Origin of the sequence: Microcoleus sp. Pol12B5 (assembly GCF_036701335.1) — a bacterium.
In the GTDB taxonomy this organism is placed as follows: Bacteria; Cyanobacteriota; Cyanobacteriia; order Cyanobacteriales; family Microcoleaceae; genus Microcoleus.
Genome location: NZ_JAUBQQ010000002.1, coordinates 54,479 through 67,625 on the forward strand (window position 1 = coordinate 54,479; position 13,147 = coordinate 67,625).

At 46.6% G+C, this 13,147-nt stretch carries 9 protein-coding genes; 7 read left to right on the forward strand and 2 right to left on the reverse strand.

Annotated features, from left to right (window positions below; genetic code table 11):
* Positions 1-383 precede the first annotated feature (383 nt).
* The 6 genes from QUA24_RS01570 to QUA24_RS01595 all read left to right on the forward strand — a co-directional run bounded on the left by QUA24_RS01570 (position 384) and on the right by QUA24_RS01595 (position 7,651).
* Positions 384-962, forward strand: coding sequence for a hypothetical protein (locus QUA24_RS01570; protein WP_333226665.1), 579 nt, complete (start codon positions 384-386; stop codon positions 960-962).
* Positions 963-1,315: 353 nt separating this feature from the next.
* A complete protein-coding gene (locus QUA24_RS01575; RefSeq protein WP_333226666.1) occupies positions 1,316-2,356 on the forward strand; it encodes a M28 family peptidase in 1,041 nt (346 codons plus the stop codon).
* Between the two features lie 122 nt (positions 2,357-2,478).
* Positions 2,479-4,218 carry an ABC-ATPase domain-containing protein gene (locus tag QUA24_RS01580; RefSeq protein WP_333226668.1) on the forward strand — a complete coding sequence of 580 codons (1,740 nt, stop codon included), beginning with the start codon at positions 2,479-2,481 and terminating at the stop codon, positions 4,216-4,218.
* 75 nt (positions 4,219-4,293) lie between these two features.
* Entirely contained in the window at positions 4,294-6,654 is a 2,361-nt protein-coding gene (locus QUA24_RS01585) for an FHA domain-containing protein (protein ID WP_333226670.1), read from the forward strand.
* A gap of 59 nt (positions 6,655-6,713) precedes the next feature.
* The gene (locus QUA24_RS01590) at positions 6,714-7,196 is read left to right on the forward strand and encodes an SRPBCC family protein (RefSeq protein ID WP_333210796.1); all 483 of its coding nucleotides are present in this window, start codon (positions 6,714-6,716) and stop codon (positions 7,194-7,196) included.
* 5 nt (positions 7,197-7,201) lie between these two features.
* Entirely contained in the window at positions 7,202-7,651 is a 450-nt protein-coding gene (locus QUA24_RS01595; protein WP_333210795.1) for an EVE domain-containing protein, read from the forward strand.
* Positions 7,652-7,735: 84 nt separating this feature from the next.
* On the opposite strand, the gene QUA24_RS01600 is transcribed toward QUA24_RS01595, so the two are convergent.
* Positions 7,736-8,776: a glucokinase gene (locus QUA24_RS01600; protein ID WP_333226672.1), complete on the reverse strand. Its 1,041-nt coding sequence runs from the start codon at positions 8,774-8,776 to the stop codon at positions 7,736-7,738.
* A gap of 35 nt (positions 8,777-8,811) precedes the next feature.
* Positions 8,812-10,872: an amylo-alpha-1,6-glucosidase gene (locus tag QUA24_RS01605; RefSeq protein WP_333226674.1), complete on the reverse strand. Its 2,061-nt coding sequence runs from the start codon at positions 10,870-10,872 to the stop codon at positions 8,812-8,814.
* Between the two features lie 316 nt (positions 10,873-11,188).
* On the opposite strand from QUA24_RS01605, the gene treZ reads away from it, so the two are divergent.
* The gene (gene treZ / locus QUA24_RS01610; RefSeq protein ID WP_333226676.1) at positions 11,189-13,012 is read left to right on the forward strand and encodes a malto-oligosyltrehalose trehalohydrolase; all 1,824 of its coding nucleotides are present in this window, start codon (positions 11,189-11,191) and stop codon (positions 13,010-13,012) included.
* Positions 13,013-13,147: the final 135 nt, after the last annotated feature.

The following is a 13,147-nucleotide window of genomic DNA, read 5'->3' on the forward strand; positions in this document are numbered from 1 at the left end:
GCGAGATATCCCAACATTAATTGCAAAATTATTTTCATTGGCTCTTTTTCCTAATTTTAAATAACTTCTTTTACGGTAATCCTAGATGTTGAAAATTTGAGCAGAATTGGCTCTGCCATAGGAAAACCCAGTCAACCTTAATTTATGTGGATTTGTAAATTAAATTTTACCAAGCTAATAACTTAGCTTTATAACTAATTACAATTTTAATCTTAATTTAAAATGTGTCATCAGCCATTGTGCCACAAATTATCCGCCATTCTGCCTAGACAATGGGTGGAAGCGCGCTAAGATTAGATAATTCCCGCAAGGAGGCGATCGGGATTTGTTATAAAAATAAACAATTAGCTTAAAATCGATGCAAAGGTCCACTAATTGAACCCATGAGTCAGACCATCCCAGAACTCCAAAAAGAAGTCCGCACGCTGCAAGCAGAAGTTACCGCCCTGCAAGAGTCGCGGGAAAAACTTGCCGTACAGCGCTCAGAGTGCCGAGTGGCAGTCAGTTTTCCCAAAAATAATACTCCTGAAGCCATTGCCGAGTTCCACCAGCAAACTGCTGCTTTTGGGGAGCAGTGGTTGCAGCAAATCCAGGAAATTGACCGAGAGACTAAAAATATTGAAAAGCAACTGCAACAAAAACAGACTTTACTCAATTACAAGCAAGGTGAACTAAAAAAATTGCTGGCAGGAGAGCACTGGCAAGAAGTAGAAAATCACGTTCAAACTGGGGAAAAACGCTTGCAAGCACAAGCTCGGAGAATCAATCAAGCAGCAGCGCAGCTAGAGGCAGAGATTCAAGCTTTAAAAGCACTGTACGATCAACTCAATCCCAGTTATTCCGAGTGGTTTCAACAACCAACTCAAATAGTAGAATTTTCGGCAAAAACTATTCCTTATGCTTTTCCCAGCAGCAGCGGGTTGATTTTGGAAAATAAGGATATTGAGTGGGAAAAAAAGTAATTTTGGCTTGTGAATTTTAAAGGTAAATTAGTGATTTGAATGTCGCCGTCGAACGATCCAATAAGGAAGACAAATTCGACGGCAACATCCCAAGGCTTTTACCTAATTTTTTACAGAAAAAATACAAAACTGCCTCTGGCGCAGTTAATTTTAAGAGTTTTGAGTTTCATTTTTTGAAACAGGTTTATTTTTAACTGGGGTGTCAATCTAAAATCTAAAATATATACAGTTCTGGACGCATCAACCGGGTTTTATGAAAACACTTTGTTGCAGCCATAGCTTCCGCTCAAAAACCCAGTTTATGAGAGCGAGGAGTGCGTAAGCCCTGTCTAACATCTCAAATATACTTACTGATGAAACAATTGATTTGGATAGCGCTATTTATTCTGGTTGCGGTGGCGGCTGTGGGTTGGCGTTCTGACTCGTGGCAGCGGTTGTCGAGTGTACCGGCAGTTTCGCTCGATCGCAATATCGACACTTCCCAAAACCCGTCTCCTTTACCGCTTCCTGCTGAAAAAAATACTTTTTTTCAGCCCCAAATTGACCCGTCTCGTTTGTGGAAACACGTCGATAGTTTAGCAGGAGAACGCGAGGAAGAACGAGATCGCTCTTTTACGAGAGATTACATTTCTAAACAACTGCAAACATTAGGATTTTCCCCAGATTTGCAGCCGTTCGATCGCGGAATCAACGTCTTCGCTGAGAGAAAAGGCACTGACTCAAACGCGGGTGCAATTTTAGTGGCAGCACACTACGATACTGTACCAAACTCCCCGGGCGCTGACGACAATGCGACGGGAGTTGCAGTAGTTTTAGAAGTAGCAAGATTGCTGGGTTCTCGCCCCACACCTCGGACATTGCAAGTAGCTTTTTTCGACAGGGAAGAACTCGGACTTTTAGGCAGTTTAGCATTTACAGGTAGCGACGCGCGGTTAAAAAATTTGCAGGGTGCGATCGTCCTAGATATGGTAGGTTATGCCTGCCACACGCCCGGATGCCAGCAATATCCCGAAGGATTGACAGCGCAACCTTTTCTAGAAGCATCGGGGGTGACATCTCCCGATAAAGGCGAGTTTATCGCTGTGATTGGGGATGCGGAACATCCGCTGCTATTGAAAAGTTTTGCGGAGTCTGGAAAAGCCGATTTGCCGCCGGTGGTGGCGCTGCCGGTTCCCTTGAAAGGGTTGCTGACTCCCGATGTTTTGCGGAGCGACCACGCGCCTTTCTGGTATAAAGGAATTGGTGCTGTGTTGGTGACGGATACTGCAAATTTGCGATCGCCCCACTATCACCAATCTAGCGATACATTAGCAACTATCGATCGACCTTTTTTCGCCGGTTCTGCTCAAATTGTTGTCAATGCCGTGGCTAAATTATTGGAATTAGGTAATTAGTAATTGAGAATTGAGCATGGGGAATTGGGAATTGGGGATGGGACATCGGGCATCGGGCATTGGGCATGATGACAGTTATTGATACTGGCAACTGCCAACTGCCAACTAATAACTAATGACTAATGACTAACAAAGAAAGCCTGCAACGGCATTTACTGCAACTAGACAATCGAGGCTACAAAGCCTACAAAGACATTAAAGGTAATTACGAGTTTTCTGAATTCACATTAATTATTGATTACGTGCAGGGAGATCCGTTTGCTTCTCCCAGTAAATTTCGAGTCATAGTTCCGCCAAACATTACTCAAATTCCCAGCGAACTTTTCAATTCTCGCAGTCGAGAAATAGCCTTGCGAGATTACCTAACTCGCCAGTTTGACAAAGCCGCACACAGCATCAGCAGCAAGCGCGGCACTGGGAAAAGCGGTTTGATTGCAGTGACTCTGTTCGGACAAGAAGTTGTAGAGCGAACTTCCGCATTTATCATTTCCTCAAATACATCCGATATCGAAGATTTAGGAGGAGTTGAACTGCGATTTGCCGTCGGACTTCCAGCGGGCGGACGCAGTATATTAGGGCGACAAGCTGCTGAAATGCTGTGCGAAGATATCCCGGAAATTGTCAGCAATTCTCTGAAGTATGCTAACTTAAATGCTGCTGAATGTCGCCGTCACGTTGAAACGGTAGAAGATGCTGACTGGCTGCGGCAGCAGTTAGCTCAAAACGGATTAGTTGCGTTTGTGGCTGACGGTTCTATTTTGCCCCGCCGCACGGGTGTTGACGATCGCCCTTTGTTAAATAATGCTGTGGCTTTTCAGTCGCCGCCGTCGTTAAAAGTTGAGTTTAATTGTCCGAATCGCGGTTTGATGTCCGGTATGGGTATTCCCGCTGGCATTACTTTGATTGTTGGGGGCGGCTATCACGGCAAATCAACTTTACTCAGGGCGATCGAGTTGGGAGTTTACAACCGAATTCCGGGAGATGGTCGGGAATTTGTGGTGACTAATCCGGCGGCGGTTAAAATTAGGGCGGAAGATGGCCGAAGTGTGGCAGGAGTTGATATTTCGCCTTTTATTAACCATTTACCACAAGGTAGAGATACTGCACAATTTTATACTGGAAATGCAAGCGGTAGCACGTCGCAAGCTGCTAATATTATTGAGACTTTGGAAGTGGGTAGAATGCCTGTTTTATTGGTGGATGAGGATACGGCGGCGACGAATTTTATGATTCGCGATCGCCGAATGCAGGAACTCATCGCTAAGGATAAGGAACCGATTACACCGTTTATTGATAAAGTTAAACTGTTGTACGCAGATTGCGGCGTATCGACTATTTTAGTCATGGGAGGAAGTGGCGATTATTTTGATGTGGCAGATACTGTGATTGCAATAGAAAATTTTCAAGCAGATGATGTGACGGGAAAAGCTAAAGAAATTGCTAAAAATTACTCTACTACCCGTGCTGATGAAGGGGGAAAATTTTTTGGTAAAATTACTCAAAGAGTGCCAATTCCTGCTAGTTTAGATCCGAGTCGGGGACGGCGAGATGTGCGGGTGAAGGTGCGGGATGTTGATGAATTGGCTTTCGGAACTGAGGAGATTGATTTGGGTGCTGTTGAGCAAATTGTCGACAGCGGACAGTTAAGGGCGATCGCTGCGGCAATGGTTTATGCTAAGCAGCAATACATGGACGGAAAACGCACTTTGTCAGAAATCATAGATTTGGTAATGGCGGATATTGAGGCGCAGGGGATGGATATTTTATCGCCTTTTCCTGAAGGGGATTTTGCGATGTTTCGGCGGTTTGAATTAGCGGCAGCAATTAATCGGCTTCGTAGTTTGTCCGTTGTTCCTAAGTAGACTTGCTTAATATAAGTATTGTTGTCCTACTTTTGATATGCTGACGAAAGTGAGTGCAAAAACCGCGATTGAAGTATGACAGGCAATATAGGACAACTGACTGCTTTAAGCGATCGACCGTATTTAGTATTAAGCAATCAAGGCGAGGTTTTACAGTTAGAGTTAAAACAGCAGCAGCACGTATTGGGGCGCGATCGCACTCGTGCTGATTTAGTCATTCCCGAACCCTGGCGCGCAGTTTCGGGCGTTCACGCTGTTTTGCGCCAAATTGGGGATAATTACTGGATTTACGACGGTGACGGGCAGCGGCCGAGCACTAATGGCTTATTTGTCGATCGCACTCGCATCACTCCCAATGACGGTTATTGTCTGAAAAACGGCACAGAAATTAAAATCGGTCTCGATCCTCAAAATCAAGTTTTGCTGAGTTATTTTAATCCGCTGGCGAATCAGGTTGCTGTCCCTAGCAAGCAGTCAATTCCTCTTAAGAATCGGTCGGTTTTGTTGGGCCGCGATCCAAACGCTTCCCTGCAATTAGATGCGCCGCTTGTTTCTAGACGCCACGCCACAATCGACCAAGACAGCCGCGGTAATTATATTTTGCGAGACCACAGCGTTAACGGGGTTTTTGTTAACGGTCAGCGAGTGACAAATTCTGTACAGTTGTCCGAGGGAGATGCAATTCGGATCGGCCCGTTTACTCTAATTTACCGCAGCGGTGAGTTGCAGATGCAAGACTCCGGCCATCAAATTCGTTTGGATGCTGACAGTCTGGTGATTCCGAAGCGTTTGGATAACATCACTTTGGCGATCGAACCGGGGCAGTTTGTGGCTTTAGTCGGCGGTAGCGGTGCGGGTAAATCTACTTTAATGCGGACGCTTTTAGGCATCGAAAAAACTACTAACGGCGCTGTGTTTCTCAACGGTGACAACCTGCGCCAAAACTTCAATATTTACCGCAATCAAATCGGTTACGTGCCTCAAGATGATATTGTACACGCCGATTTGACAGTAGAAGAAGTCTTGAGTTATGCAGCTAAATTGCGCTTACCTCCCGATACAGATGTCAAGCAGGTAGTCGCCAAAACTTTAGAAGATATTGAAATGACTCACCGTCGCAAGGCTTTGGTAAAACTGCTTAGCGGCGGACAGCGGAAGCGGGTCAGCATCGGAGTTGAACTGTTAGCAGACCCGAAACTTTTCTTTTTAGACGAACCGACTTCAGGACTCGATCCGGGTTTGGATAAGAAGATGATGCAACTGCTGCGAAAGTTAGCAAATCAAGGCCGGACGGTGATTCTGGTGACTCACGCGACGGCAAATATCACGATGTGCGATCGGATTGTGTTTATGGGTCGCGGCGGACGCCTTTGTTACTTCGGCCCGCCTAGGGAAGCCCTCGATTTTTTCGATATCAAAACTGGCGATTTTGCCGACATTTACAACGAATTAGAAACAGGAGAAACCAACGTTCAAAGCTGGGCAGAAAAGTTTAATAAATCTCCATACTATCAGCGCTATATTGTCAACCATTTCAGCACAGGCAAGGCTAATGCAAAAATCCCTCCTGCACCTTCTGCACCAAAATCTCAATCTTTTGTAAAACAACTCGTTTTGCTCGCCCAGCGCTATTTTCAGCTTATTTCGCGCGACTTAGTTAACTTGAGTTTAGCTCTTTTAACGGCTCCGATCGGCATTAGTTTGCTGCGGCTAGCCGTCAGAGATAAAGACCCGTTAATTGGAGTGCCGGAGGCAACTTTAGCACCTTTGGCGTTGCGAATTTTGTTTGTATTTACCTGTGCGGCGATTTGGGTAGGGCTGGCAACTTCTCTGCAAGAAATTGTTAAAGAATCTGCTATTTATCTGCGCGAACGTTTGGTCAATTTAGGATTGTTTGCTTATTTAGGTTCAAAAATTTTTATACTTTCTGGTTTGGCCGTATTGCAAACACTGTTAATGGTAGGAGTTATTCTGATTGCTTTTAAATCCCCCGAACCGAGTTTTATTTCCTGGCCTGTGGGAGCAAGTATTACCACCTTCCTAACTTTAATGAGCTGCATAAGCTTTGGATTAGTCGTTTCCGCGATTGTTAAAAATAGCTCCCAAGCTAATAGCGCTTTGCCTCTATTATTGCTGCCTCAGATTATTTTTTCTGGAGTTTTGTTTAAGATCGAAGGCGCGGCGAGCAAGTTTTCTTGGCTGATGTTAAGCCGCTGGTCTGTGGGTGCTTACGGCTCTTTAGTTAATGTGAATGGGATGGTTCCCGCGCCTACTACATTACCGGACGGGAGTACGCTTCCTCAGCCGTTTGAGCCTACTCCTGTTTACGATCCAACGTGGGAAAATTTGGGTTTAAATTGGGGTATTTTGTGCGTGCATATTTTCGTTTATTTGATGTTGACTCTGTGGTTGCAGAAGCGCAAGGATATTTTATAATTATAATTACGCCTTTTTAACTCACAGTTCCTTATCAAATCAGATAGTTGGAGAGATAAATGTTAGTTAAAACCAACGCAGTAGTAGAAATTGCTGCATCGCCTGAAGTAGTCTTTGATTTTGTTACGTCCCTGTCAAATCTGCCCAAAGTCTTTCGCGGATATGGCCCAATTCCAGCAATTATTAAAGCTGAGATGGCAGATGGTGGAGAAATGCGTGAAGGCGGCGTGCGGCGGATAGAAAATGCTGACACTTCGGTGATTGATGAAGAAATCATTACTTTCAAAAAGCCAGAAAGACAAGCCTACCGACTGGTTAGAGGGTTTAAGTTTCCGATTTCTCTACTCATTGAGTCTGGTGGCGGAGATTGGAATTTCACTGCCACAGCAAAGGGAACTCGGATTGATTGGGAGTTTTATTTTATGCTGACTTCTCCGGTATTCTATCCCGTTGGGTTGTTGCTCGTTCAGATTTTTATGCAAAAAGCTATGCAGCAGTGTTTAGAGAAAATTAAAGAATATTTGGCTAACCCAAGCGAATAGATTGTATGAATTATTGGCTGATGAAGTCGGAACCGGATGTTTATAGTATTGCGGATTTGAAGGGCGATCGCACTTCCATTTGGGATGGCGTTCGCAACTATCAAGCGCGCAATTTTATGCGAGAAATGAGTCGGGGAGATTTAGTATTTTTTTACCATTCTAATACTCAAATACCGGGAATTGCCGGGTTAATGCGCGTCATTGAATCTGGGATTGCTGATCCGAGTCAGTTTGATATGAATAGCGGATATTATGACCCTAAATCGCAGTTTGATGCTCCTCGCTGGCAAACTGTGAAAGTGGAGTTTGTTGAAGAGTTTGCTAAGTTAATATCTTTGGATGAACTGAAACAAAAGTTTAGTGCTGATGAGATTTTGCTGGTGAGGAAAGGCAATCGGTTATCGGTGATGCCGGTATCTGAAAGTGCGGCTGAGAAGATTTTGAAGATGACATAACTCTACCTAAATATGGTGCGCCAGCAGAGCGTTATTTCTTCAACAATCTAGAAGCTTAAAGCTGACGCACCATACCATTATTAACTAAAGACCGGCCGCACAAACTGCGGCTCCAATTAACCCTACATTATCATTTAAAACCAATCTCACCGGCATCATTTCTAACAGCGAATCCATCCGGCCTTTGTGGGTAAAAGCTCGCATAAAACCCCCTTCTTGAATCAGCGGCAAAATTTTAGGAGCGATGCCGCCAGCTATGTACAAACCACCGTAAGGTAAAAGTGTCACAGCCATATTTCCTGCGACAGCGCCGTAAGCTTCTACAAACATTTGCATTGTTTGTTCGGAAAGCCGATCGCACTTTTTGAGTGCCGCCTGTGCAATTGTCGCCCCCGGATCGACAGTCTTCTCCGTTTTCCCGACTTCTGACTCCCATTGTTTGATAATTTCTCCTACCTCCGCTGATTCCGGGGCAAATTTTCTGTCCCGCAAAAACTGGTAAATTGCCACAATTCCCTGTCCCGAAACGACTCGCTCGATCGATATTCTGGGAATGTCGTGTTTTGCCAACAAATAATTCAGCAATTCAAACTCTAACTCCGATCGCGGCGCAAAATCACCGTGTCCCCCTTCCGAAGAAAAAACCCTCACCCCATTTACGTCGGGAATTGCAAAACAATTTCCCAAACCAGTACCTGCACCAATCACAGCAATTGGAGCATCTTGTCGGGGTTTTCCAACTTGCAAAGTCTGCAAATCTGTAGCATCCAAACCGCACACGCCGTAGCCAACAGCGACAAAATCATTAATTAAACTAACGTGTGATATTCCTAATTCCTGTTCCAGACGTTTCGCATCCAGCCTCCAAGGCAAATTAGTCAGTTTTGCAGTGTTATTAACCACCGGGCCTGCGATCGCAAAACAAGCTTTTTCAGGCAATGGCGCAAAATCCAATTTCATAGCAGCTTCCGTCAAAAACTGCTGCACCATCGGTACTAAATCGGGAAACTCCCCGCTCGGATAGCGAAACTCGTAAAGAGCATTCATTTCACCGTTAACAGTCCTTTCCACTAAGCGCAAAATAGTCTTAGTTCCGCCAATATCGCCCGCTAATAATAATGCCATAAATCTCTTTTTCCACCAAAGATAACATTCCCCATTTAAACACCCACAGTATTAATTGCCAACCAAGACCGCAGCACCTCAGCCACAGTCCAAGCTTGAGCCGTGCAACCCCGATGCGAGTGGGGGGCGTCGCCCTCAAAAATTTCGCCCAGACTGCCAACTCCGCCGGCTCTTATATGATGTACCATCGGTTCTAGGAATTCGCTCGCTTGTGCTGGGTTTTTGTATACGTGCAAGTGCGCCAAGACAAACGGGCCAATCAGCCAGCCCCAAACTGTGCCCTGGTGGTAGGCGCTGTCGCGCTGCAATTGGTCGCCTCCGTATGCGCCGCGATACTGGGGGTGCTGCGGCGAGAGGCTGCGGAGGCCCACAGAAGTCAGAAGCTGTTGAGCGCAGCCGTCCACCACGCCGCGCTGCTGGATGGGCGTCAGTAACGGTGTATAGCGGGTTTCTTGGCGCATCCCCGCTGACAAGGAGTTGGCGGAGTGAGGAGGAATCGAGTCTAGGGGCAGGGAAATGGCGAATATCTGGTTGGGCCGCAGGGAGCTATCGTGTCCGTCGGGGCCGTCCAGAACGTCGTAACAGTAACCGGTTGAGGCGTTCCAGAAGCGAGGAAATCCGGCGGCCGTTCGATCGCCCAATTGCTGGTATTCGTTGTGAGGCTTGCCGAGTTTTCGAGCAAAACTTGCCATAGCTTGTATAGCATTGTACCAAAGCGCGCTGAGTTCGATCGGCTTACCAATCCGGGGTGTCACCACCCAATCGCCGATTTTCGCATCCATCCAAGTCAGTTGCACGCCGATTTCGCCCGCGTAGACTAAACCGTCATCGGGATCGACGCGGATGTTATACCGAGTACCCTGCAAGTGCCAGTCAACAATCTCACATAACACCGGCCAGAGTTCGGTCAAAAGTTCGTCGTCGCCCGTGGCATCGATATAAGCGCGAATTGCCTCAAAGTACCACAGAGTAGCATCTGCGGTGTTGTATTCCGGTGCGCCGCCCGCATCCGGGAAGCGGTTCGGCAGCATTCCCCGATCGACATACCGCGCAAATGTCCGCAAAATCGATCGCGCAATTTCCCATCGCCCGGTACAGATTGTGAGGCCGGGTAGGGCGATCGTCGTGTCGCGCCCCCAGTCGCTGAACCAGGGATATCCGGCGATGATCGTTTTGCCTTCGGGTTCCTCCGGTAGGGGGCGGCTAACGATAAATTGGTCGGCGGCGAGCACTAAGTGATTGATCCAGTCGGGAGACTCGCTCACTTTTGACCAGTTTTGCAGCAGTTGTTGGTCATAAGTGCGACGAACTTCTAAAGCTGTACCGCCGTTGAGTTCGGTATTTTTCTCCGTGCTGGCTATCAATGTGAGAGAACTTCCCGGTGCGATCGTCATGTGAAAAGTCGCCGGGTGCAAGTGATCCTCGCAGTAGTCCAATCCGCGCCGCTTTTCGGCTGCTAGGTCAAATCCGTAATGCCAATTGTATAAAGGCGTAGAAACTCGAAAATTCGCCTCTGGTTCGGCATCCGTCAGCAGGTACAGGGGTACAGACTTGGGAAATGCAGTCACGCAAACCCCGCGTTCTAAGGTCTGTAAGCTCATCTGCCAGTCGCCGACGCTCGTTGTGTGGTGGTAGTCGCGGTAGTTGACTAGGGCTTTGACAGCGAGGGCGATCGGTTGTGAGGCGCGGTGCAGGCGGTATTGAATATATGTTGTGTTAGCACCTTGCTGCATCCAAATCCGCTTTTCCAGGATAGCGTCGGCGAGAGCAAACCTCCAAACAGGCGTCGTGCCTTCGAGGTGAAAGCTTTCGATGTATTTGTAGCCGTGGGGTTCCATCGTCGCGTCGGCCCAGCGGTTTGTATAAAGCGGATATGCGCGATCGTGATACACAGCCGTCTCGTCCAGCTTGGCGAGCATCAAAGTGCGTCCCAGCGGGGGTTTGAGGGCGGCTACCAGCAAGCCGTGATAGCGGCGGGTGAGAAGATTTGCGATCGTCCCGCTAGCGTAACCGCCGATCCCGTTTGTGACCAACCACTCGCGAGATTCCGCCGAGTCGAGATTGCAGCAGATTTCCCGTCCAAAAGCCATAACCATAAAATCCACACTCGCGCTGATTTTTGACCTATCTTTAGGTAGATTTTCGACATGATATCAACCAGAAATATTAACGATTTCAGACCGTTAATTTGGCGATCGACCCCGTGCCGATTCCTGTTCTAATTTCGACATCACCAACCGCTAATTTTGCCGCTTACCCAATTTTCCCCTTTGATGCCTCTGTCTAAAGTTAGTTGTTTGTTATATTAAGTAATATTACCGTCTAAACAGGCGCTGAACGTTAAGGGCAAGCATTTGATAGCGCGTCGGGCGATCTGACTACAAACCTATTTTATAAGGAGAACAGCTCAAAGTGAAGATAGGAGCAAATTACCTCGGCAATAACCAATGTGAATTTACCGTTTGGGCGCCCACCCTCAAACAAATCGCAGTCCAAATTGTTTCCCCAAAAAAACGCCTGATACCCCTGCAACAATCCGCAGAAGGTTATTGGCAAACCACAGCTACAGACATCGAACCAGGAACCCTTTACACTTATCAAATCGAAGGAAAAACCGACCGACCAGACCCAGCCTCAAAATATCAACCCCAAGGCGTGCACGCTCCGTCGCAAGTAATAGATGAAAATATTTTTACTTGGACTGACACAAATTGGCAAGGCGTGCCGCTAGCCGAAATGATTATTTACGAACTGCACGTCGGCACATTCACCCAAGCCGGAACATTTGAAGCAATAATTTCCCAGCTAAAACAACTTAAAGAATTGGGAATCAACGCCATCGAAATTATGCCAGTAGCCCAATTTCCTGGCGCTCGAAACTGGGGATATGACGGCGTATATCCCTACGCCGTTCAAAACTCCTACGGCGGCCCCGAAGGCTTCAAAACACTCGTCAACGCCTGCCACGAACACGGCATTTCAGTAATTCTCGATGTAGTTTACAACCACCTCGGCCCCGAAGGAAATTATCTCAGGGACTTCGGCCCCTACTTTACCTCAAAATACGGATCAATTTGGGGAGATCCCCTCAACTTCGACGACGCCTACAGCGACGGCGTGCGTAACTACTTTCTTGAAAATGCTCTATACTGGTTTCGAGACTATCACATTGATGCCCTGAGATTAGATGCAATTCAAGCAATATTTGAAGTAGGTGCAAGACCTTTTTTACAAGAACTATCCGATGCCACAGCCGATATTTCCCAAGAACTAGGACGGCAACTTTACTTAATAGCCGAAAGTGACTTAAATGATGTCCGCACTGTACGTCCCAAAGAACTCGGTGGCTTCGGACTAGACGCCCAATGGTGCGATGATTTCCACCACGCACTTCACGCCTTGCTCACCGGAGAAAACGACCGATACTACCAAGATTTCGGCAAGTGCGAACACTTAGAAAAAGCATTCAAAGAAAGCTTTGTTTACTCCGGCCAGTACGCCCCCCACAGAAAGCGGAGACACGGCAATTCTGTTAAGGATGAACCGGGTCATAAATTTCTGGTTTTTGCCCAAACCCACGACCAAATCGGCAACCGCATTTTGGGAGACAGACTATCCAAAATAGTTGACTTTGAAGGATTGAAACTCGCAGCCGGCACTGTTTTAATTTCTCCCTACATTCCCTTCTTTTTTATGGGAGAAGAATACGGAGAAGAAGCACCGTTTTTTTACTTCGTTTCCCACTCGGACGAAAACTTAATTGAAGCTATCCGCAAAGACAAACAACAAGAATTTAAAATCTTTGAAGGCCGAGGCGAGTTTCACGACCCCCAGAGTCCTGAGACTTTCGATAAGTGTAAGTTAAACTGGGAAAAACAAACCGGAGGCAAACACAAAATCCTTTGGGAATGGCACCAACATTTGATTCAACTGCGGCGGACAATACCAGCGCTTAAAAAACTCGACAAAAACAGTCTAGAAGTGTCCAGCATTGAAGCGGAAAAAATCTTATTTCTACGTCGCTGGACAGATGACAGCCAGATATTCTGCATTCTAAACTTCAACACGCAAGATGTTGCTTTTACGGCTGCACTGCCCCAAGGCAACGGTCACAAAATTTTAGACTCTGCTGATGAAAAATGGATGGGTTCAGGTTCTAGCTTGCCTGAAAAGATAACTTCAGAGCAAAAAATGACCATTAAACCGCATAGTTTTGCACTCTATGAATTAGAGTAATTAAAACGGGAGGCAGAGCTTCAAATACAGGCGTTCCCAGGCAGAGCCTAGGAACAAGCAACAGGAGGCAGAACCTCTCTCGTTCTCAGCCTCTGTCGCGGAATCTAGTCCCACAAGAAACGGGAGGCAGAGCCT